Annotated in this window: 24 protein-coding genes, 1 tRNA gene and 1 pseudogene; 12 read left to right on the forward strand and 14 right to left on the reverse strand. The window is 39.1% G+C overall.

Annotation, left to right across the window (positions count from 1 at the left end):
• Nucleotides 1–59 precede the first annotated feature (59 nt).
• The 7 genes from B1201_RS01155 to B1201_RS01185 all read left to right on the forward strand — a co-directional run bounded on the left by B1201_RS01155 (nucleotide 60) and on the right by B1201_RS01185 (nucleotide 6551).
• Nucleotides 60–995 carry an ABC transporter ATP-binding protein gene (locus B1201_RS01155; protein ID WP_078191984.1) on the forward strand — a complete coding sequence of 312 codons (936 nt, stop codon included), beginning with the start codon at nucleotides 60–62 and terminating at the stop codon, nucleotides 993–995.
• Nucleotides 992–1765, forward strand: coding sequence for an ABC transporter permease (locus B1201_RS01160; RefSeq protein ID WP_078190306.1), 774 nt, complete (start codon nucleotides 992–994; stop codon nucleotides 1763–1765). Before B1201_RS01155 ends, B1201_RS01160 begins: the two co-directional genes overlap by 4 nt.
• Nucleotides 1765–2583, forward strand: a complete 819-nt coding sequence (gene queF, locus B1201_RS01165) for an NADPH-dependent 7-cyano-7-deazaguanine reductase QueF (protein ID WP_078191985.1) — start codon at nucleotides 1765–1767, stop codon at nucleotides 2581–2583. Before B1201_RS01160 ends, queF begins: the two co-directional genes overlap by 1 nt.
• Nucleotides 2584–2600: 17 nt before the next feature.
• Nucleotides 2601–3251 carry a hypothetical protein gene (locus tag B1201_RS01170; protein WP_078191986.1) on the forward strand — a complete coding sequence of 217 codons (651 nt, stop codon included), beginning with the start codon at nucleotides 2601–2603 and terminating at the stop codon, nucleotides 3249–3251.
• Between the two features lie 788 nt (nucleotides 3252–4039).
• Nucleotides 4040–5041, forward strand: a complete 1002-nt coding sequence (gene mltB, locus B1201_RS01175; RefSeq protein ID WP_078191987.1) for a lytic murein transglycosylase B — start codon at nucleotides 4040–4042, stop codon at nucleotides 5039–5041.
• Between the two features lie 286 nt (nucleotides 5042–5327).
• The gene (locus B1201_RS01180) at nucleotides 5328–5942 is read left to right on the forward strand and encodes a septal ring lytic transglycosylase RlpA family protein (RefSeq protein ID WP_078190310.1); all 615 of its coding nucleotides are present in this window, start codon (nucleotides 5328–5330) and stop codon (nucleotides 5940–5942) included.
• A gap of 153 nt (nucleotides 5943–6095) precedes the next feature.
• On the forward strand, nucleotides 6096–6551 hold the full coding sequence (locus tag B1201_RS01185) for a DUF962 domain-containing protein (protein ID WP_078191988.1): 456 nt from the start codon (nucleotides 6096–6098) through the stop codon (nucleotides 6549–6551).
• Between the two features lie 253 nt (nucleotides 6552–6804).
• Here B1201_RS01185 and B1201_RS01190 read toward each other — a convergent pair.
• The 3 genes and pseudogenes from B1201_RS01190 to rpsB all read right to left on the reverse strand — a co-directional run bounded on the left by B1201_RS01190 (nucleotide 6805) and on the right by rpsB (nucleotide 9254).
• Nucleotides 6805–7315: pseudogene (locus B1201_RS01190) on the reverse strand (DUF3465 domain-containing protein).
• Nucleotides 7316–7490: 175 nt separating this feature from the next.
• The gene (gene tsf / locus B1201_RS01195; protein WP_078191990.1) at nucleotides 7491–8366 is read right to left on the reverse strand and encodes a translation elongation factor Ts; all 876 of its coding nucleotides are present in this window, start codon (nucleotides 8364–8366) and stop codon (nucleotides 7491–7493) included.
• Between the two features lie 141 nt (nucleotides 8367–8507).
• Nucleotides 8508–9254: a 30S ribosomal protein S2 gene (gene rpsB / locus B1201_RS01200; protein ID WP_078190314.1), complete on the reverse strand. Its 747-nt coding sequence runs from the start codon at nucleotides 9252–9254 to the stop codon at nucleotides 8508–8510.
• 207 nt (nucleotides 9255–9461) lie between these two features.
• Between rpsB and map the strand changes: the two genes are divergently transcribed.
• The 3 genes from map to B1201_RS01215 all read left to right on the forward strand — a co-directional run bounded on the left by map (nucleotide 9462) and on the right by B1201_RS01215 (nucleotide 12553).
• Nucleotides 9462–10289 carry a type I methionyl aminopeptidase gene (map, locus tag B1201_RS01205; protein ID WP_078191991.1) on the forward strand — a complete coding sequence of 276 codons (828 nt, stop codon included), beginning with the start codon at nucleotides 9462–9464 and terminating at the stop codon, nucleotides 10287–10289.
• 268 nt (nucleotides 10290–10557) lie between these two features.
• Nucleotides 10558–11784, forward strand: a complete 1227-nt coding sequence (locus tag B1201_RS01210) for a pyridoxal phosphate-dependent aminotransferase (protein ID WP_078191992.1) — start codon at nucleotides 10558–10560, stop codon at nucleotides 11782–11784.
• Nucleotides 11785–12112: 328 nt separating this feature from the next.
• Complete coding sequence (locus tag B1201_RS01215; protein ID WP_078191993.1) at nucleotides 12113–12553, forward strand: PaaI family thioesterase; 441 nt, start codon at nucleotides 12113–12115, stop codon at nucleotides 12551–12553.
• A 51-nt stretch (nucleotides 12554–12604) separates the two neighbouring features.
• Here the strand turns inward: B1201_RS01215 and B1201_RS01220 are convergent, their stop codons facing one another.
• Nucleotides 12605–13063, reverse strand: a complete 459-nt coding sequence (locus B1201_RS01220; protein ID WP_078191994.1) for a hypothetical protein — start codon at nucleotides 13061–13063, stop codon at nucleotides 12605–12607.
• Between the two features lie 251 nt (nucleotides 13064–13314).
• Between B1201_RS01220 and B1201_RS01225 the strand changes: the two genes are divergently transcribed.
• Both B1201_RS01225 and B1201_RS01230 read left to right on the forward strand, forming a co-directional pair.
• Nucleotides 13315–13390: transfer RNA gene (locus B1201_RS01225), tRNA-Asn, on the forward strand.
• An 87-nt stretch (nucleotides 13391–13477) separates the two neighbouring features.
• Nucleotides 13478–14551: a hypothetical protein gene (locus B1201_RS01230; RefSeq protein WP_078191995.1), complete on the forward strand. Its 1074-nt coding sequence runs from the start codon at nucleotides 13478–13480 to the stop codon at nucleotides 14549–14551.
• A gap of 54 nt (nucleotides 14552–14605) precedes the next feature.
• Here the strand turns inward: B1201_RS01230 and B1201_RS01235 are convergent, their stop codons facing one another.
• From B1201_RS01235 to lepA, 10 genes are all read right to left on the reverse strand, one after another.
• Nucleotides 14606–15430 (reverse strand): DUF4198 domain-containing protein, encoded by an 825-nt coding sequence (locus B1201_RS01235; RefSeq protein WP_078191996.1) that lies wholly within the window; start codon nucleotides 15428–15430, stop codon nucleotides 14606–14608.
• Between the two features lie 136 nt (nucleotides 15431–15566).
• Nucleotides 15567–16220, reverse strand: coding sequence for a tRNA-(ms[2]io[6]A)-hydroxylase (locus B1201_RS01240; RefSeq protein WP_078191997.1), 654 nt, complete (start codon nucleotides 16218–16220; stop codon nucleotides 15567–15569).
• Nucleotides 16221–16236: 16 nt separating this feature from the next.
• On the reverse strand, nucleotides 16237–16962 hold the full coding sequence (gene pdxJ, locus B1201_RS01245; protein ID WP_078191998.1) for a pyridoxine 5'-phosphate synthase: 726 nt from the start codon (nucleotides 16960–16962) through the stop codon (nucleotides 16237–16239).
• Between the two features lie 9 nt (nucleotides 16963–16971).
• Nucleotides 16972–17688 (reverse strand): DNA repair protein RecO, encoded by a 717-nt coding sequence (recO, locus tag B1201_RS01250; protein WP_180108017.1) that lies wholly within the window; start codon nucleotides 17686–17688, stop codon nucleotides 16972–16974.
• Between the two features lie 8 nt (nucleotides 17689–17696).
• A complete protein-coding gene (locus B1201_RS01255) occupies nucleotides 17697–17891 on the reverse strand; it encodes an NF038104 family lipoprotein (protein ID WP_078192000.1) in 195 nt (64 codons plus the stop codon).
• A 31-nt stretch (nucleotides 17892–17922) separates the two neighbouring features.
• The gene (gene era / locus B1201_RS01260) at nucleotides 17923–18951 is read right to left on the reverse strand and encodes a GTPase Era (RefSeq protein ID WP_078192001.1); all 1029 of its coding nucleotides are present in this window, start codon (nucleotides 18949–18951) and stop codon (nucleotides 17923–17925) included.
• A complete protein-coding gene (gene rnc, locus B1201_RS01265; protein ID WP_078192002.1) occupies nucleotides 18951–19649 on the reverse strand; it encodes a ribonuclease III in 699 nt (232 codons plus the stop codon). The genes era and rnc overlap by 1 nt, the downstream gene beginning before the upstream one ends.
• On the reverse strand, nucleotides 19621–19992 hold the full coding sequence (locus B1201_RS01270) for a DUF4845 domain-containing protein (protein WP_078192003.1): 372 nt from the start codon (nucleotides 19990–19992) through the stop codon (nucleotides 19621–19623). Before B1201_RS01270 ends, rnc begins: the two co-directional genes overlap by 29 nt.
• 20 nt (nucleotides 19993–20012) lie before the next feature.
• Nucleotides 20013–20840 carry a signal peptidase I gene (gene lepB / locus B1201_RS01275; protein WP_078192004.1) on the reverse strand — a complete coding sequence of 276 codons (828 nt, stop codon included), beginning with the start codon at nucleotides 20838–20840 and terminating at the stop codon, nucleotides 20013–20015.
• Nucleotides 20841–20861: 21 nt separating this feature from the next.
• A complete protein-coding gene (lepA, locus tag B1201_RS01280; protein ID WP_078192005.1) occupies nucleotides 20862–22679 on the reverse strand; it encodes a translation elongation factor 4 in 1818 nt (605 codons plus the stop codon).
• Nucleotides 22680–22745 lie beyond the last annotated feature (66 nt).

Consider the following 22745-nt stretch of genomic DNA (forward strand, 5'->3'; position numbering starts at 1 on the left):
CTTGGTTTATTTGCCCCGATATCGCACAATACTCACACTATTTATAGAGTGAATTATTTATGACTGATGCACTAACGTTAAAGCAGCTGTCAAAAACCTATAAAAATGGGTTTCAGGCGCTTAAAGGTATTGATTTAACAGTACCCGAAGGTGAATTTTATGCACTTTTAGGTCCCAATGGTGCAGGAAAATCTACCACGATTAGTATTATCAGTTCACTAACCCGTAAAACTTCAGGTACTGTCGAAATTTTTGGGCACAATTTAGATACCCATCCCTCGCATGCAAAGCAGTGTTTGGGCGTTGTACCTCAAGAATTTAACTTTGGTCAATTTGAAAAAACATTTGATATTTTGGTGACTCAAGCTGGTTATTACGGTATTTCTAAAAGGATAGCAGAGAAACGTGCAGAGGAATATTTAGAAAAGCTTGGCCTTTGGGAAAAACGTAGCACCCAAGCACGCATGCTATCGGGCGGTATGAAACGCCGTTTAATGATCGCTCGTGCCATGATGCATGAACCTAAACTGCTGATTTTAGATGAGCCGACTGCTGGTGTTGATATTGAACTACGCCGTTCGATGTGGGATTTCCTCACAGAAATGAACAAAAAAGGTACGTCTATTATTTTAACGACACACTATTTAGAAGAAGCTGAAATGTTGTGCCGTCGAATCGCAATTATTGATCGTGGTGTGATTAAAGAAGACACCAGCATGAAAGGTTTCCTCAGTCAGTTGAATGAAGAAACATTTATTTTCGATCTAGCCGAACCCATTGAACCGATCCATATAGAAATTATTGGTGTCCGTTTCAACTTAGTTGATCCTGTCACCTTAGAAGTCACTATGGATAAAGCCCATACCTTGAATGATTTATTCCAACTCATGGAATCTCAAGGTATTCAGGTTCGAAGTATGCGTAATAAATCTAACCGACTAGAAGAACTATTTGTCCGTATGGTCGAAAAAAATCTTGAAGGTGTAGCACAATGAATTTTAACCAACTGTGTATTGCCCTCTACACCTTAGTGTATAAAGAAATTCGCCGTTTCATGCGTATTTGGCCGCAAACCCTTCTCCCACCGGCGATCACCATGAGTTTGTACTTTGTGATTTTCGGTAATTTAGTCGGTTCACGCATTGGGCAAATGGGTGGTTTTAGCTATATGCAGTTCATCGTGCCCGGCTTAATTATGATGGCGGTCATTACCAACAGCTATGCCAATGTGTCATCCAGTTTCTTTAGTGCAAAATTTCAAAAAAGCATCGAAGAATTAATCATGAGTCCAGTGCCGTTACACATGGTGCTTTGGGGTTATGTGATCGGTGGTGTTTGCCGTGGTGTTTTAGTCGGCTTTATTGTCACTGCGATGAGCCTATTTTTTACTGAATTACACCTGACCAATATCTTCGTAACTATATATACAGTTCTCATTACTTCGCTGCTGTTTTCTCTTGGCGGATTTATTAATGCTGTTTATGCAAAATCTTTTGACGACATTTCGATTATCCCGACTTTCGTCCTGACTCCGCTGACTTATTTAGGCGGTGTTTTCTATGCCATCTCATCACTGAGTCCTTTTTGGCAAAATCTCTCTTTAATCAACCCTGTCGTGTATATGGTCAATGCATTCCGCTACGGTATTTTAGGTCATAGCGATGTGAATGTCGGCATTTCACTGACAGTTATTACTGCATGTTGCGTTGTACTTTATGGCGTGGCGTATCATTTACTTTCTCGTGGTTCAGGAATGCGTGAATAATGAGTGTAGAACAATCCCTTTTAGGCAAAGACACCAACTACCCTACAGAATATCAACCCGATATTCTGTTTCCGATTGCACGTGCCACTGCACGTGAACAATATGCCCATGTGGAAGGCATCCGCCAAGGTACAGACTGGTGGCATGTTTTTGAAATTTCTTGGTTAAATGCTTCTGGTGTGCCTCAAGTCGCTATTGGCCGTTTAACTTTGCCTGCAAGTTCAGACAACCTCATCGAATCGAAATCTTTAAAGCTCTACTTTAATAGTATGAACTTTACCAAATTTGATTCTCAGGCAGCGTTTAAAGCAACCGTTGAAAAAGACTTATCTGCTGCAGCCAATGCCGCTGTGACTATTGATCTATTTCATGTTGATGAAGTTGAAATTTCAAAACCGCAAGGCATCTGTATTGATGACTTAGAACCCACCCAGTTAGAAAATCATCCAAATGCAGCTTTACTCGCTTTAGATGAAGATGCAGCGCAAGAAGAAGTTGAAATTCAACTTTATTCACATTTATTAAGAAGTAACTGTCCAGTCACGGGTCAACCTGATTGGGGAACGGTATTTATACGGTATAAAGGTACTAAGCCTTGTTATCGTAGTATTCTGGCTTATATTATTTCTTACCGTCAGCATAATGGTTTCCACGAACAATGTGTGGAGCAAATGTTTGCCGATATTTGGCAACATTTAAAACCAAGTCAGCTGATGGTATATGCTGCCTATACACGCCGTGGTGGATTGGATATCAACCCTTGTCGTGTATCGGATTTAACATGGATGCCTCGCCCCATTCGATTGGCGCGACAATAAAAAAATTGAGGTTAGTGATGCCATTTTTTGGTTTTATTCCTTCTGAGGAACTTCTAAGCAGTATCCAAAATGGTCACGCGAAAAAAAATTCGAGTGAACCACTTTATCCTTTACGTGATAAAACAGCTTTGCTGATTAATGAAGAAATCATTGGTGCAACTATATTAGCTCCTGTTCATCTGTTTCCTGCAAGCGATAAGCGCGACACAGCAGAAAAACTGGCTGGCTATGTCAAATCAACAGTCGCTGTATTGTTAAAGCAACTACTAGGTAAATCTCCGAATGATGTGGTGAAACAATCAATTGAATTTTCAGAACGAAGTTTATTTCAAGACGCGACTGGCACTTATCGTGTAGGTCTAAGTTTAGATGCAGGACTAGTCACTAACCTTAAAAATAGTTATGCGGAAATTAAATCGGGCGCAGATATAAATAAAGCTGCTTTTGGTGAACTGTATAAACAGTTTGCTGAAGCTGCAGTGCGTCATTTTATGAATGACTTTAATAAAACTCTCGATTTAGGCATGATTAAACGTAAAGCAGCCGATATCGGTTCTTCTGCTGTGATTAAAGCTATTCATATTGCAATTGATAAGATTTTCCCAAATTTAACCAAAGAAGAGCTAAGTGCCCTTGCAGAAGCACATGATGCGATGTTTAACAAATAAATCTCGCTTTTCGTCAAAACCTAGCTTTGGCTAGGTTTTTTTATGGCTAAACGCATAAAATCGAATCCCGATACAATGACTATATAGTCATGCAAACACAGTTCTAGAATTGAACAGATTTTTATTAAAAGAAAGACAGTACATTGATATCCACAATTTTTAAAAATCTACAAAGAACAGGAAGAACCTGAATATAGATCATATTTTAATGTGAGCCGTCATTTTGGCTTAAATCTCAATGCGTCCATTTTAATATTCAATCTCTTTCTTTTTTATCATTCAGTCTATATTTCTACTATATATAGCGACGTTTTCAACAGCATTGAAGCGCTGACGAACAAAAACTATGTAATGAATAAACCACTGCTTGCATATGGGTGTTTTAGACCGGTACCTTTTTAATCCTGTCCCTTTATTTTTAGATATAACATTGCAACTTTTGTAGCTTCTAAACAGTATTTCGCAACGCGATAAAGTTTACTCGTTCTGCGTTTTTATGACGCATGAGTTTTAGAGTCATCTTTATTTCAAATGATTTGTGAATATTTGCAAGTTATGTAAATGAATATGTCACTTTTCAATATGTTAACTGCGAAAAAAACCTTTGCTTTGTCTTTTTTTGTATATCTATTTATGAAAGCATGCGCTGTCAGTGGTATCTTAGTTGCTATTGGTAACGTTTACCTTTAATGAGCTATGAAACCAGAAGGTCATCACAATTTTCAGGATCTTTTCCCCTCGAAATTTTGTTCATACTCATCGCTAAAGCAACTGGAAATTTTTTATTTATGCTAAATCGAAATTTTTATAAAAAACTATCACATATTGCCATTATGGCCGGTTCAATTTCACTGACCAGTTTTTGTCAGGCTAACGACTTCCAATCTCATCCGGCATATGCAAGCTTTAAACAAAATGCAATGCAAACCTATGGTCTGAGTGAAAATCAAATTGATTGGGCAATGCAAGGCAGTAAAAACCTACCCAACATTATTAGCATTATGAATAGACCTGGTGAATCAAAGCCTTGGTACCAATATAAAACCAATTTTTTAGCTGAAAGTACAATTCAACGCGGCGTTCGCTTCAAAAATCAATATGCCGACACTTTAAATCGTGCAGAACAACAATTTGGTGTGCCTCAATCCGTGATTTTAGGCATTTTGGGTGTTGAAACAGGCTACGGCAGCAATAAAGGTAATTTTATTACCCGTGATGCTTTGGCGACCCTTGGTTTTGGCTATGAACGCCGTGCGCAATATTTCCAAGATGAACTTGCTGCACTGATTGCTTGGTCATATAAAGATGGTGTTCCAACCAACTCTGTCGTCGGTTCATATGCAGGTGCTGTGGGTTATCCTCAATTTATGCCAAGTAACATTCCAAAATTTGGTGTGGACTACGATGGCAATGGTCATGTTGACCTGCGTAATTCAGCTGTCGATGCCATTGGTTCAATTGCAAATTATTTAGCAAATTATGGTTGGCAGCGTAATCAACCGATTGCTTTTGCTGCTCGCTATAGCGGAAACAACCCAGATGCTATTATTGCAAAGGATTTAAACCAGCCAACACCCTATGGTGTACTCAAGGCTCAAGGTGTAACCCCTATGAATCCATTGGTAAAAATCGATGATCTCGATTTAGTCAATGTCATCCAATTGCAAGATAGTTATGGACCAATTTATTACATCACTTATCCAAATTTTCAGGTCATTACAACCTATAACAAAAGCCGTATGTATGCGACTGCACTATGGCTTTTAGGCACTGAAGTTACCAGTCGATAAGACTGGTTTTTTCTTATAGAGCAAAAAAGTCAACAAATATTTTCACCAAAATGAGCATTTATTCGACATTTTACACACCTTGTTACATTATTGATTATTTTTTAACCAACTATTGTTAATTTTTTAGACATTTTCAAAGTATTTTAATTAAACACTAGACAGCCTATTGATGGCATGAATATTATCCATCTCGTTAAATATAGTTGCAAAAGTGAAATATCAGACGTGTTTACATGGATATCAGCGACTTAGTTGAACCAGTAAATATGCCATTGGGAGATAAACAATGCAGTCATCAATTATTAAATATGCCTTAGCGGTTGCCACGGCAGTTGCGCTAAGTCAGTCACAAGCTGAGATGGTTCAGTCATCATCATTCAATCATGATAATGACAACTCTCGTCTTGCAGCTCGTGTATTGAATAAAGAAGCTCAAAGCTTCAATTCAAACTTTACGAATTTAAGTAGCCTTTCAATCACTGAGCGTTCTGGCGATAAAATTCGTCGTCAAACAATCGCTGCTAAAATCGAAATTCCTGAAGATGAGCCTTCAGTGATTGAAAAGTTAAATACTGTTGCATCGAATACTGTTCGTAAGTTCACTCAAACAGGTACTGCTTCTTGGTACGGTCGTCAATTCCACGGTCGTAAAACAGCAAGCGGTGAAACGTTTGACATGAACGCACTTACAGCAGCACATCGTAGCCTGCCACTTAATTGCTTTATTCGTGTTACGAATCGCAATAATGGTAAAAGCGTCGTGGTGAAAGTAAATGACCGTGGTCCATTCCATGGTAACCGTGTTCTTGATTTATCTTATGGTGCTGCTAAGCAATTGGGTATTACCAGTGCGGGTACTGCAAATGTGAGCATTGAGCGCGTAGACGGTCCAAATTCTTAATTCTCCAATGAAGTGACTGCATTTAACAGACCACGCCTAGCGTGGTTTTTTTATTTGTAGCCTCTTAGCCTTTCAAATCATCAATAATCCTGATTTTGACCCTTCCTCCATTCTTGTTTATATTGGAGTCCTTCCCCATGATTAAGGACTATCATGAAAACAATCAACGAATGGTTTGATGAATACAGCGAAAGTCATCAAAATAAAACCAATAAAATGATTCACTGGATTTGCGTACCTACGATTTATTTTTCAATCGTTGGCATATTGGCGCATTTTAGCGCGCTACTTACTGCTGTCTTACTTGCTTTAGCATTTATCTTTTACGCACGTTTAGACATTGTCCTTGCTGTTGCAATGGCCGCGTTAACGTTAATCATGGTATGGCTAATTTGGGTGCTACCAGTTGGTTATGGCTTTTATATCGCACTCTTTGTATTCGCATGGATTGGTCAATTTTATGGCCATAAAATTGAAGGTAAAAAGCCCTCTTTTTTCAAAGATCTCCAATTCCTCCTCATTGGCCCTATTTGGTGTTTAGACACATTTGCAATCAAAGTACTTGGTAATTGGAAAACACGCCATAAATCGCAAATAAAGAGCATTTAAAGCATGATTAATTTCATAGATCTCTTTTTCACTTCTTCCACATCGGTTTTCTTCATATTCGATGCTTAAAACCCTATTGTTTATAGGTGTATTTATCTCTGGTATTTCCAATCATTTTTTCTATTTATACGACCAAAAAGCCAGTGTTTAAACACTGGCTTTTACTCAATATGGTTAATCCAATTTTATGTTGATAGCTTCATCTGAATCATGATCATTTAAATGACTAAAGTTAAAAATGACTACGTGATTTTTATTGATAGGTTTTACCTTGATGCTTTAACCAACCATCCTGATGACGTCCATTCGGATCGTGATGTGTCCAGTGCATCACCCCCCCCCTGATCTGAATATTCATATTCACCGTAAAATTGAACTGTATCGCCTTTTTGCAAGTTATCAATTCGTGGGGCTAGATCGATATTATGTGCAACTAAAAGGGTTTGACCATTATTTAAGGTCAAAATGAACTTTTGATGCCGACTACCTTCATTATCATCTCGAAGTACCGCTTTCACTCGACCTGTACCCTCAACCTGAACATTACTAAGTTTATTTTTAAATGCATGCGCAATAACATCTTCAGCACTCTGCCCTTTTTGTTGAGCATCTACAGGTTGTACTGATTCTATTTGTGGCTGTGCGTTTTGTTCCGCTGTCGTCTGAACTGGTGCAGATTTTTGTTGTTGTAAATCAATTCCGAAATAAGCGGCTGCAAGCGCAACAATAATTCCGCCGATGGTTAAATTTGTTTTGTTTGCCATAAGAGAGTTTAAATCTAAATTTTCAACTCATTATAGTCATTAATATGGATAAAAATAGAATCTGTGAACAACAATGTACACAATATAAAGTTTAAATAGCTTTGAAATCAGTAAAGCTACAGCCATAAAAAAAAGCCCTCTAAAACGAGGGCTTTTTTCTACAAATAATCAGAGATTATTTTGCAGCAGCTTGAGCAGCAGCAACTTCTTCAGCGAAAGAAAGTTCAGCTTTTTTCTCAATACCTTCACCAACTTCGAAACGTACGAAGTTAGCAACAGTAGTACCAGTTGCTTTAAGAACTTCTGCAACTTTCTTATCGTTGTCGATAACGTACATTTGGTTCTCAAGAACAACTTCGTTCAAGTATTTCTGAACTGAACCAGTTACCATTTTTTCAACGATGTTTGCTGGTTTACCAGATTCAATTGCTTTCGCTTCAGCAATTTCTTTTTCTTTAGCGATAAGTTCAGCAGAAACGCCAGCTTCGTTTACAGCAACTGGGTTGAATGCAGCGATGTGCATAGCCAAACCTTTACCAGTTTCAGCATCACCAGCGTATGCAACTACAACACCGATTTTTAAACCGTGTTTGTAAACTGCAAGGTTGTCGCCTTCAACGATTTGAGCACGACGTACTTGGATGTTTTCACCGATTTTTTGAACAAGCGCGATACGAGCTTCTTCAACAGTAGCACCATCTTCAAGTTTCAATTCAGCAATTTGAGCAGCGTCAGTTACACCAGCAGCAAGCGCAGCAGCAGCAACTTTAGCAGAGAAACCAGCAAAGTTTTCGTCTTTAGCAACGAAGTCAGTTTGACAGTTCACTTCTACAAGGATTGCTTTGTTGCCTTCTTGAGCGATAGTGATCGCGCCGTCAGCAGCAATGTTACCTGCTTTTTTAGCAGCTTTAGCTTGACCAGATTTACGAAGGTTATCGATCGCTAATTCGATGTCACCGCCCGCTTCTGTTAATGCTTTTTTACATTCCATCATTGCAAGACCAGTACGATCGCGCAATTCTTTAACCATGCTTGCTGTAACTGCAGTCATGTTAATCTCCTAAATACGGTAGAAAATGAATTCTTTTTAGAACAGAAACGGCCCAGAGCTGTCTCTTGGGCCGTCTGCATACATGACGCTTACTTTGCCACCATCACGTGTCGCAAAAATGACAAGCTTACGTCAAACGCATTAAGCCTCAGAAGCAGGAGCTTCTTCGCCTTTAGCTTGTGCATTTGCTTGTGATTGAGCATATTCTTTACCAGCAAGAATCGCATCAGCCATAGCAGAAGCGTAAAGAGTAACTGCACGGATCGCATCGTCATTACCAGGGATAACGTAGTCTACGTTGTCTGGGTTAGAGTTTGTATCAACGATACCGATAACAGGAATACCAAGGTTTTTAGCTTCTTTAATTGCAATTGCTTCGTGATCAACATCGATTACGAATAATGCGTCAGGTAAACCACCCATGTTTTTAACGCCGCCAAGAGCGCGTTCAAGTTTTTCCATCTCACGAGTACGTTCTAAAGCTTCACGTTTAGTAAGTTTAGCGAAAGTACCGTCAGTAGATTGAGTTTGAAGGTCTTTTAGACGGTTGATTGACTGGCGAAGAGTTTTCCAGTTAGTCAACATACCACCCAACCAGCGGTGATCAACATATGGTTGACCTGCACGTTGAGCTTGTTCACGAATGATTGCAGAAGCTGCACGTTTTGTACCAACGAACAAAACTTTGTTCTTTTTGCTAGCCAAGTTGTTAGCAAAGTTCAAAGCATCATTTAACGCAGGAACAGTGTGCTCAAGGTTGATGATGTGAATTTTGTTGCGCGCGCCGAAGATGTATTCGCGCATTTTTGGATTCCAAAAACGTGTTTGGTGACCGAAGTGTGCGCCTGCTTGAAGAAGGTCGCGCATGCTTACGTTGTAATCTGCCATTTTCTTTACCTTAAAGTTTGGGTTAGGCCTCCATATACCCGCATTCTCCACCTAAAAAGGCACCCAGAGAAATGTGTCGATATATGTGCGGATTTTATTGCCCCATCGCACAAAGCTCGTGAAAGATATTCACGAAAAAGCATTTGATAAAATGGGCGGCTATTTATACCATAGTCACATACAAATTTCCAAAAGTTTTTAGAGATCATGAACAGTACTTACGAAGCTCCACGTCGATTAATTAAAACGCCTGACGAAATTGAAAAAATGCGCGTCGCGGGTCGACTGGCGGCAGAAGTTTTGGATATGATCAAACCGCATATTGTTCCAGGTGTGACTACCCTAGAACTTGATACGATTTGTCATGACTATATTGTCAATAAACAAGAAGCTATTCCTGCATGTTTAGGTTATGGCGCTGCGCCGGGTCGTCCAGCATTTCAGCACGTTATCTGCACTTCAGTGAACCATGTGGTGTGTCACGGTATTCCATCTGAAAGCAAAAAATTAAAAAAAGGTGACATCTTAAACATCGATGTCACTGTGATCAAAGATGGTTACCATGGTGATACCAACATGATGTATATCGTAGGTGGTGAAACATCTATTTTAGCGAACCGTTTATGCAAAGTTGCCCAAGAAGCCATGTACCGTGGTATGGCGGTGGTAAAACCAGGCGCAACCATGGGTGATATCGGCCATGCGATTCAACAATATGTTGAATCAGAACGTTTTGGTGTTGTACGTGAATATTGTGGTCATGGTATTGGTACCGTTTTCCATGACGAACCACAAGTTTTACACTACGGCCAACCAAATACAGGCATGATCTTAGAAGAAGGCATGACATTCACGATTGAACCAATGGTGAATGGTGGCGACTGGAAAACCAAACTTCTTGGCGATAAATGGACTGTCGTGACTAAAGATCATAGCTTGTCTGCACAGTACGAACACACGCTACTTGTAACAAAAAATGGTGTAGAAGTGCTAACTGCTCGCCCTGAAGAAGATTTATCGCGTTTTGTTCAATAAGCAAAGTATTTGAAGTATAAAATTTAATTAAAAAGGTCACACATATTGTGGCCTTTTTTATGCCTTTTTTTATCCGTGACTTTAAGATTTTTCCATAAAATTTGATTAAAAATTTAAGTAACTCAATGTAAATTTTCTTAATTATAGGGTTAGGATGGAATATCACACTTTTTTGCACATTGTTGATTTTGCCACTCCCCATTACTGTGCATTTAAGCTAAGATAGTGTGCTTTTTATTTTTTAATCCCTATAAGAAGGAATACTGCCGTGGACGTACGTCTGTCTGATCGTGTAAATAGCATCAAACCGTCCCCTACACTTGCTGTTACTAACAAAGCTGCTGAATTGAAAGCTGCTGGTAAAAACGTAATTGGTTTAGGCGCAGGTGAACCGGATTTCGATACCCCACAACACATCAAAGATGCTGCAATTGCTGCTATCAACAATGGCTTCACTAAATATACAGCTGTTGACGGTACTCCAGGTCTTAAAAAAGCAATTATTGCTAAATTAAAACGCGACAATAACCTTGATTACGCTGCAAACCAAATCTTGGTTTCTTGTGGTGGTAAACAATCTTTCTTTAACTTGGCACTTGCTTTGTTAAACAAAGGTGACGAAGTAATTATCCCTGCTCCTTACTGGGTAAGCTACCCAGACATGGTGATCATTGCTGAAGGTACTCCTATAATCGTGAAATGTGGTGAAGACCAACGTTTCAAAATTACGCCTGCTCAATTAGAAGCTGCAATCACTGACAAAACTCGTTTAGTGGTTCTAAACAGCCCTTCTAACCCAACAGGTATGATCTACACTAAAGAAGAATTGCTTGCTTTAGCTGACGTACTACGTAAATACCCAGAAGTTTTAGTTGCTTCTGATGATATGTACGAACCAATCCGTTGGGACGACGAATTCTACAACATCGCAACAGTTGCACCAGACCTTTACGACCGTGTAATCGTTCTTAACGGTGTATCTAAAGCTTATGCAATGACTGGCTGGCGTATTGGCTACGCAGCGGGCCCTGCTAAACTGATCGGTGCGATGAAAAAAATCCAATCTCAATCAACTTCAAACCCAACTTCTATTTCACAAGTTGCTGCTGAAGCTGCATTGAATGGCCCTCAAGACGTTCTTGAGCCAATGATTGAAGCATTCAAACGCCGTCACGACCTAGTTGTAAAAGGCTTGAACGACATCAACGGTATTACTTGCCTTCCTGCTGACGGTGCATTCTATGCATACGCAAACATCCGTCCTTTAATTCGTGCCAAAGGTTTAAAATCTTGCACAGAATTTTCTGCATGGTTGTTGGAAGAAACTGGTGTTGCAGTAGTTCCTGGCGATGCGTTCGGTCTTGGTGGCTACATGCGTATTTCTTATGCAACTGCAGACGAAGTACTTGTAGATGCGCTTGCACGTATTAAGAAAGCTGCTGATTCAATCGAAGGCGTAGATGCTGCGATTGCTTCAATTGCTGCTGAAAAATAATCTGCTTTTAAAAAGCTAGATTTAAAAAACCCGCGAATATCGCGGGTTTTTTTATACTCATCAAAAAAATAAATTAATACGCTTCACTTCTACACGCTTTTGATCAATTTTTTTCGCGGTTCAAACTAAATAACAAAGCTCATCCAGCCCATTTGACTTCCTTCAAATCAACTTAAATATTAAAAAACCAAACGATAAAACCTAAAACTAACCTTCATATTCAAATCTTTGGTTTGCATTCTTTTTACGTTTTCAGCTATGTTATTTAAATAAGTTCCTTTTTAGAACCCAAAACAACCACAAAACTAACCTATCCAGACATATACCAATGAACATTAAAGAAATGACTGGACTAGAAATTTTAAAGGCAATGATGCAAGGCCAAATTCCTCCTGCAAGTATTAGCGAAACTATTCCTATGCAGCCTTATGAAGTATCTGAGGGCAGTATTAGCTTTAAGGCTAAAGCAGATGTACGACACTTAAATCCGCTAGGCGGCGTGCATGGTGGCTTTGCTGCTACCGTACTCGATTCGGTGACAGGTTGCGCCATTCACACGTTATTAGAGGCAGGTGTAGGTTATGGCACCATCGACTTAAATATAAAAATGTGTCGCCCAATCCCAAAGGATGTTGAACTTACAGCGATAGGAACAGTCATTAATATCAGTAAAAATTTAGGGATTTCTGAAGGGAAAATTATTGATGACAATGGCAAACTTTATGCACATGCAACTGCAACTGCAACCTGCATGATTATACGTCCTTAATATTTTTATTTTTCTGCTCGCAATTCAATGCGAGCAGATGATGATTCAAACTTAAATTGCTGAATGTAAGGCGCGAATTAATTGGCCTTCGCTTAGATCAATGCGATTACTGCCCTTTTGAAAGCAGTAATATTTTAAAGCACTATCTAACTCAACACGAAGTTCCCGTTGTTCTGAAATAGACCATACTTTAGAACGATTTGAGCCTGATAATGCATTACCTGCCAATTGGTATAAATACAAGTCTTGCTTGCGTTGCAAAGGCACACGACGACCATCATCTTGATGTTCAAAACGTAAATGACATGGCGCGTTGATCAACCATTTTTCACTAAACCACAGTTGTAATAAATCACCTAATACCAAGTCACGTCGACCCAAAGGCCAAACGTCAACGTATGCACCTTCGACAGGTGTTTGATATTGCTCTTGGTTACAGATAATGGAAAGATAGTTTTCTTGGTAAAAAGAAAAATTTGAAAAAATCTGAGAAATAGTCAGCGTATTCATTCGCTTTCTCCTGTTTAGCCATTTTAGTGCTGGCAAGTTGGGTTTAAATCCACACTGTTTAAACATATGTTTAAACGCTCTGTTGTTGCATTCAGACTATCAATTGAATTTTTTCTTTGCAAGCCTAAGATTCATTTTTTCTAAAAAATCATTCTTTTTGTTCAAATAAAAAACATCTATCACGCATTTCTCCTCATATTGGTATTTTTAGCTTGACCCTCCTCAAAATCTGCTTATAATCGCATTCAGATTCTCCAATAGCTCAGTCGGTAGAGCGACGGACTGTTAATCCGCAGGTCCCTGGTTCGAGCCCAGGTTGGAGAGCCAAATTCTAAAGCCCATTTATTTAAATGGGCTTTTTTAATGCCTATGATTTACATATAATCTATAAGTCATTGTCATTAAAATAAAAAAATGTTCATTCAAGTTGATGCTGAATCAAATAAAACTGCCTTAAGACACTACCTCACTACATTCATTTTTCTTTTAATTATTATCAGCCCATTTGCAATTTATTTGGTGAGCTGCACACCCGAAAGTGAAATTGAGCAACATTTCAAAACACCACCCAATTTATATAATAGTGAATCTAACACCCTTCTTGACAGCAAGCTACAATGGTTGATTCCACCTCAGCAGATTCAAAATCACAATACTATTCCGGAAATATCTGAATCTGTATCGAATGAGATGACAGAAGGACAATATTGGTCAAGCACACCGATTACGCTGCAAAACCAATCTGATCAGTTATATGTTCATATCGATTTTGCAGGTCAGCAACAAACTCGAAAAGATCTTGAAATTTCGGTACTGCCGTTATGTATTGTTCACGAAAAAGAAACACCATGTATGAAAGCTGGGTTAAATGCAAGTGGACAACTCTTTAACATCTCAACTCAAAAAAATACGAAATATCACACATTGGAAACCAATAAGTCTTGGATGTTTTATGGCCATGATTTCCAAGAAAATTATATTATTCCACCGCAAGCCACACTCAAATTTTTAGTTAAAGCCAACATCCCTGAACACTTAACCCTGCAATGGCTTCGCCTAAGCATCAGTACTAGCCCCATTGTTGAGAAACAGCAGAATTATATGCTCATGACGCAAAACAGTATGAAAATAAAATATGCACTTGCTCTATTGCCACTCTTCATTTTAGCTTTGATGCACATTTTTCAAGGGTTTGAAAGCCTTCGTAATTTATCTATCGGCGCACTTTCAGCACTTTTATTTGTAATCAACACCATCATTTGGGATATCCACTATATGGTGATTGGTTGTCTGATTTTATGTTTTGCAAGTGTCTGTTATTGTTTTGAGAGCCGATATTATCGATTGCTTTATTTAACGGGTTATTTACTAATTGCAGGCTATTCGCAGCAATATTATGGTGGTTTTAATAAACACTTCTTCACCCAAACCAGTTTAATTTTATTGATAGGTTTATTGATGTTTTATCTTGAATCCAAAGATAGCTAAATCATTTTGATAAAAAAGCTCCGCAAATCGTAGAGCTTTTTTCTTTCAATAATCTTAAATCACATTAAAACTCAAGGTATATTTATATCGTTTTAATGCATCGCCTTTCATTTCAAAAGGCTGTTGATAATCAATTTTCAGTAAATACTGACCACGATCTGATAAGTTAAAATTCAAGTTTCCATCTTGATCAGTTTTAAGCATTTTATAAACTTTTCCTTCACGGCTGTAATCCGTTGTTTGCTGCAAAATTTCAACCTGCAAACCCGCAACTGCTTTTTTCTGATCTAGCACTTTCAGTTGCACAGGCTCATTTTGCTTTATAGCATTCGGATGGGTTTTAAATTGCACATCAAAGCCATCATGCAAATGATTCACCACTTGTGTAGACGTTACACGGCGCGATACAAAAGTTTCAATGATTTCTTGAGTTTGAATACTTTTGATTTGCGACTTTTTAGTCAACTCAGCTGTATAAATGACATTTGCATTCGCTGTTTTTTGAAGATCACGCGCACCATTGATTAATGCTTTCCACTGCTTTTGATCATAAGCAAAACGCGCTGTACTTCCTTGCTTTTCACCGCGAATACGATACGTGCCATCCTGCTTATTTTCTAAACTATAGCTGCTGACCGTTTGCGTTTTTACCCAATCGGCATCTGTTAAATGTAGCTTATCACCTGATGGTGTATGTACATGGAAATTAAAGTTTTTAATAGCTATTTCAGAGACAAACGGATTGTCATAAAAACCAGAAAGAATGGCACTGTGATTATTAAAAGTTTGATAGTTTAGAGGCGCAACATAAGGATAATGCGCTTCAGCCTGACCAACCGCACACAAAGCGATACAGAGTAAAGTGAATTGTAATTTCATATTAAATAAGTGAGCTTAAATTGTTTGATTCATAGAGATCGTTTCATTTTAAATTCACCCAAGATAATTGTAAATAATTCTTATTATCATTTATTTTAAGTGCATAAAAAATCCCCCATTCTGGAGGATTATTTTATCAAGCTGCTTTGACTGGCACACCACTATGAAAGCGGAATAAATCATCTGGACTGCTAATCAGATTTTTTTCAACTTCACGAATATGCTCAATACGCATCTGAATATCTTCTTTCGGGTTCTTTAGCTTATTGGTCGTCGCCACATCCATGGCCAATGCTAAATAGTCCTCATAATGGCGTGATTCAGACTTTAGCAAATAGCGGTAGTAACGTCCCAACTCTTCATCCACATGTGGTGCAAGCGCATAGAAACGCTCACATGACCGTGCTTCAACAAATGCGCCAATCACCAAGATATCAATTAACGCTTCTGGCTCGTAAGTCCGTACTTCTTTGCGTAGACCACCTGCATACCGACCAGCACTGATTGCAGTCCATTCCTGACCACGTTTTGCCATCAGTTCCAGCACTTGCTCATAGTGCAGCATTTCTTCGCGTACTAGCTGTGCCAGTTTGATTTGTAAATCCGAGAAAAAACTATAACGAAACATCAAATTCATTGCTGTACTTGCTGCTTTCTTTTCACAATTGGCATGATCCTGCATCAGGATATCCAAATTATTTAAAGCTTCATCTAGCCATGCTTTTGGTGTTTCACACCCCAAGAAGCCAATGACTGGCTTCATTAGGGCATCATAATCAATATTTGACATATACTTTACTTAAAAATTAACGTGCGGCTTTAATCGCAGCTTTCATTTGTTTTACAGACTGTGCCAATCCAATAAACACTGCATCAGCAATAATCGAGTGACCAATATTCAATTCATGAATTTGAGCAATGCGCGCAATCGGAGTGACATTGTCAATATTTAAGCCATGACCAGCATTCACAATCAATCCTTTAGATGCCGCATATTCAGCACCTCGAATAATACGTTCCAGCTCTGCTTTCTGCGCTTCAGGTGTTTCAGCATCTGCATATGCACCTGTATGCAACTCAATCGTAGGCGCACCACAGGCAATCACTGCATCAATTTGAGCAAAGTCAGCATCAATAAATAATGAAACTTCGCAACCAATCGCCGCGAGTGCTTGAGTCGCGTTTTTTACATCTTCAAAATGCCCAACCACATCTAGACCACCTTCAGTCGTGACTTCTTCACGCTTTTCAGGAACAAAGCATACATGATGCGGCTGAATCTCTTTGGCAAATTCAACCATTTCATTGGTCACTGCCATTTCAAGGTTCATATGGGTTTTTAATACAGAACGCATACGACGTACATCATCATCTTTAATATGGCGACGATCTTCACGTAAATGCAGCGTAATCCCTTCCGCCCCCGCTTGCTCACAAATAATTGCGGCATTCACAGGATCTGGATAAGTTGTCCCACGTGCATTTCGTAGTGTTGCCACATGGTCAATATTTACACCAAGCAAAGCTGCCATAATTCTTTCCTAATGACGTTGAGTTTGAGAATTCTGTATCCACAATTGACGACTTTTTAATGGACGATCGCCAAGCAAGGAAGTAATCATTTGTCGGTACAACTTAGACAGTAATTGTAACTGTTCAGGATTAAATTCCCCACCTTTTTCATAATCACACATACTTAAAATATGTTGACCTGACAATGTTGCGCGTGAGGCTTTAATGACAGGTTGAAAACCTTCGTTTAAATGAAATTGATAATTTTCATGAGGCTGAATTTGCTGTTGATTTGCATCAGTTGAAAAATCCAATGCAAAACCCAACTCTTCAAGCAGCACATGCTCAAATTGTCTAAGGATTTGCCGTAAGAATAGATCAGGGTTGGCCTGGACAGACATGCATTGAAGTTTTTCCAAAGTGTGTGCATATTGAGCAAATGTCTCAGGCATCTCAACCTCTAACGGACATAGCCTCAATAAGACTTCATTTAGATAAAATCCTGAAAAAAAAGCATCACCAAAAAAGAAAATCGGTTGATTTACAATTTCGAGTTTACTAAAGTTTTTAAGTTCGGACTTACCAGATGCTTGCAAGCAAATTGGTTGATACTGGGGAGGTGGCGTTTGCCTGAGAATACCATCAATTCGACCATGCTCCTGAGTAAACAAGTGCACAATATGACTTTTTTCACGATATTTACGATGGTGAATTAAATAACCATGCAGTATCTCATTACGCATGATTTGAAATATTAATCCTTGTCTTTCTTTTTCTTGTCGTCTTCATCTTCATCCCCATCTGGAATGACTGCACCCACAACTGCAGCAGTACCTTTAACCACGCCTTTTGTGGTTTTATAAGCCACTTTGACAGGAACAGTAACGATTTTATGAATACACCCTTGTAGAAACAAAACACATGCAACTACGGCCAATACTTTCATCATTACTCTTCCCTCAAAGTTTGTTATTTAACGATTAGATATCGCTATAACCTAAGCTTTTCAATGCACGCTCATCATCAGACCAACCGCCTTTGACTTTCACCCAAAGCGTCAACATGATCTTTTGCTCGAACATTTTTTCCATATCTACACGTGCATCCATACCGATTTTCTTCAGTTTGGCACCCTTCTCACCAATAACAATGGCTTTTTGGCCAGAGCGATCGACAAAAATCGTCGCATCAATATAGGTACACGCCACTTTAGGACGACCAGTTTTTGGATTAACTGTTGCTTCTTCTGTTTTAAACGACTCAATTTGAACCGTTAAATCATAAGGAAGCTCTTCCCCCAATTGACGCATGATTTTTTCACGGATAATTTCAGAGGCAAGGAAACGCTCTGAACGATCAGTCAATTGCTCAAGTGAATACAGTGGTGGTTGAAATGGTAAATATTTCTCAATCGTGCTGCGCAAATGATCTAAATTTGCACCACGTAATGCTGATACAGGAACAATTTCTGCAAAATTCATTAATTTTGCACGCTCTTGTATCAATGGTAATGCATGGTTTTTATTCTCTAGTGTATCAATTTTATTGATCACAAGAATCACTGGCATATCGGCATTTTTTAGCTTTTCTAACACTAAATCATCATTCTGTGTCCATTTGTCTGCATCAATCACAAACAAAACTAAGTTCACATCACGAAGTGCAGAATGTGCCGCACGGTTCATCATTTTATTGATGGCACGGACTTCTTTTTTGTGCATCCCCGGGGTATCTACGAATACCGCTTGAGATTTTTCGCGTGAGTCAATACCCACAATTTTATGACGTGTGGTCTGTGGTTTACGAGAGGTAATGGAAAGTTTTTGACCCAAAATATGGTTCATCAACGTTGATTTACCCACGTTTGGACGACCAACAATCGCCACAAACCCACTTTTAAAATCGGCTGGAATTTCAGTGCCTTGTGCACTAAAAAATTGACTAATTAAATCATTACTGTCGCCTTGCGACTCGTGATCAGCATCTACGTGATCGGAATGAGTAGTCATTAAGGCTTTTTCTCCAAAATTTCTAAGATTTCTGCCGCTACTGCCTGTTCAGCAAAGCGACGGCTTGAACCTTCACCGTATTTAACAGGGAGCCCTTCAACTGTACATTCAACTTTAAAATGTTGGTTCGGAGCATCACCCTGAATATCTACAACCTCGTAAACCGGGAGAGGTTTTTTACGTGCTTGTAAATACTCTTGCAAACGTGATTTAGGATCTTTCAGTTGATCAGTTGGTTCAATATGATCTAAATATGGCACATACCATTTAAGAACAATCGGTTCCAGAATTTTTAAATCCTGACAATCGACATAGATTGCACCAATGATCGATTCAACGGTATCTGCAAGTATAGACTCGCGATGATGACCGCCAGATTTCAACTCACCTGTACTCAAGATTAATTCTTGACTGAGTTTTAAGTCATTGGCAATTTTTCCTAGGGCTTCCTGACGAACCAGTGTCGCACGCATACGCGTTAGACGCCCTTCATTTTCATGCGGGTAGGCATGGTACAGATAATTGGCAATTATCATACCCAACAATGAATCGCCCAGATATTCTAGGCGTTCATAATTGTATTTATGGCTCACCGATCGGTGGGTCAAGGCCAGTTGTAACAATTCAGGTTGTTTAAACTGATAACCGATACGACTTGCTAAACGAGCTTCATTTAGCTTGGACTGAGCTTTGATCAAAACTTTTCTCGAACTTCAACACAATATCAATATTCAATAAGAAAGGTTTTCTTATTTCATAATCTGTTTTCACTTGTAGACCATCTACATTAGTGACTTGAGCAATATCTTTAAAGTTTAAATCACGCACACCATTCATATCTAAACGCTGTGACATTTGTGACTCAAACTTACTCGGAGCAATATTTTTAGGACTGCTCTTCATCAATTCTTCAATTTCATTGTTGACGAGACGATCGTCAACATACGGTCCCCAAACCGCAATTAAAGCTTTAGCTAAAAAAGCAAAACCAATCACAGCAATTAAAATTGCAATATAAGACGTTCCCCGTTGATGTCTCATTTTATTTTCCTGATGTAAGACTAATCAATACTGCCATTACGACTAAATGAAGGCAGTTTTAAACCAGGTTCCTTATGCATCCACTTGTAAAAAGCACGTCCAGTGAGGTTTTCTTCAGGCACAAAGCCCCAAAAACGACTGTCCGCACTTTGATCGCGATTATCCCCCATCGCGAAATAGTGACCTTCAGGAACCTTAACTTCCCAATATAAACCATTTTCTGTTGAATATTTACCATTTTCAACATAGTTGATAAATGGTGCTTGGCGCGCAACATTGACGCCTTCAAGCTCACGCATGGTAAACGTATGCTTACCCATGGTTTCTTTATGATAAATCGATGTAGGTGTATCAAGTTGATCTTTTTCACGGCTAAATTCTACAGGAACTTTTGCCACTTTTTGACCATTTACACTCAGTTGACCATGATCGTAAATAATATGATCACCTGGTAAACCGACCACTCGTTTAATATAGCTAATGGTTGGTTGTGGTGGATAACGGAATACAATTACATCTCCACGCTCAGGTTCACCGACATCAAGAATTTTTTTATTAATAATAGGTAATCGTACGCCATACTGATATTTATTCACCACAATAAAATCACCTGTCTCTAAAGTTGGAACCATAGAGTCTGATGGAATATTAAATGGCTCATATAAGAATGAACGCATTACCAAAACTATCGCTAGAATCGGCCAGAAATCATAAGCCCATGCGATAACGACATTTTCATTTCCTTTACCTTTGGTCTGCCGTTGCTTCCAGACAAACTTATCCAACAGCCAAATTAAGAAAAAAATGACTGTGGCAGGAACAAGGATCAAATTAAAGTCAAAATCCATGAGCTCATAAACCTCTATTTATTATCTTTCTACTTTCAATACAGCAAGGAACGCTTCTTGTGGGATTTCGACGCTGCCCACTTGTTTCATACGTTTCTTACCTTCTTTTTGTTTCGCAAGAAGTTTCTTCTTACGCGACACGTCACCACCATAACATTTAGCCAAAACGTTTTTACGCATCGCTTTTACAGTTGAACGTGCAATGATTTGTGCACCAATCGCTGCTTGAATAGCCACATCGAACATTTGACGTGGAATTAAATCTTTCATTTTTTCCACAAGTGCAATACCACGATGGCGAGCATCTTGTCGGTGGCAAATCATGGCCAAGGCATCAACTTTTTCACCGTTGATTAACACATCCACCTTAACTAGAGATGAACTCTCAAAACGCACAAAGTTATAATCTAACGATGCAAAACCGCGTGAACATGATTTCAATTTATCAAAGAAATCCATAACTACTTCAGCCATTGGGATTTCAAACGTAATGGCCACTTGGTTCGCCATAAACTTCATATTCTTTTGAACGCCGCGACGTTCAACACATAAAGTCATCACATTACCCAAGTATTCTTGCGGTACTAAAATGTGACATTCAGCAATTGGCTCACGTAAGTCTTCAACTGTTGAACCATCAGGCATTTTAGAAGGACTGTCGATATAAATGGTTTGACCATTTTTCATCACCGCTTCATAAATTACGGTTGGTGCTGAAGAAATCAGGTCCAGATCATACTCACGTTCTAAACGCTCTTGTACGATTTCCATGTGCAGCATACCCAAGAAGCCACAACGGAAGCCAAAACCAAGTGCATCCGAACTTTCAGGTTCAAAGAATAATGCGGAGTCATTAATTTGCAGTTTGTGCAGCGCCTCACGGAACGGTTCAAATTCACTTGAATCGATTGGGAATAAACCTGCATAGACCTGTGGTTTCACTTTTTTGAAACCCGGTAAGCTTTGAACTTCTGGTGTAGTTGCCAAGGTAATCGTATCACCAACTGGAGCACCAAAAATATCTTTAATACCCGCGATCACGAAACCAACTTCACCTGCTTCGAGCATGTCAGTTTCTGTATGTTTAGGATTAAAAATACCTACTGAGGTGATGATGTGCGTTTGACCAGTTGATTTCATCAACATTTTATCGCCTTTACGCACACGACCTTCTTTAATACGAACTAAAGAAACCACGCCCAAATAGTTGTCGAACCAAGAGTCAACAATTAAGGCTTGTAATGGTGCATTACGATCGCCTTCGGGTGCAGGAATGACATTGACTAGTGTTTCAAGCACCCCTTCAATGCCTAGACCGGTTTTAGCTGAACATGTAGGTGCTTCAGTCGCTTCGATACCAATAATGTCTTCAATTTCTTGAATAACACGCTCTGGCTCTGCTTGCGGCAAATCAATTTTATTTAAAACAGGTAGGACTTCTAAACCTTGTTCAATTGCTGTATAGCAGTTAGCAACAGACTGTGCTTCGACACCTTGTGCAGCATCGACAACCAACAGTGCACCTTCACACGCAGCCAATGAACGTGAAACTTCATAAGAAAAGTCAACGTGCCCAGGTGTGTCAATGAAGTTGAGTTGGTATTCTTCACCGTTAGGATGAGTGTAATACAAAGTCACAGACGTAGCTTTAATCGTGATACCACGCTCACGTTCTAATTCCATAGAATCTAGAACCTGTGCCTGCATTTCACGATCTTGCAGGCCACCACAAGTTTGAATAAATCGGTCGGCAAGCGTCGACTTACCATGGTCGATATGCGCAATGATCGAGAAGTTACGAATGTTTTTTATATCAACAGATTTTTTAGCTTGCGCCATGGGCTACCTTGGAAAAATAAAAGCGCTATGCATGCAATTCTTTATGCATAGCAAAAGCCGAATAGA

Source organism: Acinetobacter sp. ANC 5600, from assembly GCF_002018395.1.
In the GTDB taxonomy this organism is placed as follows: Bacteria; Pseudomonadota; Gammaproteobacteria; order Pseudomonadales; family Moraxellaceae; genus Acinetobacter; species Acinetobacter amyesii.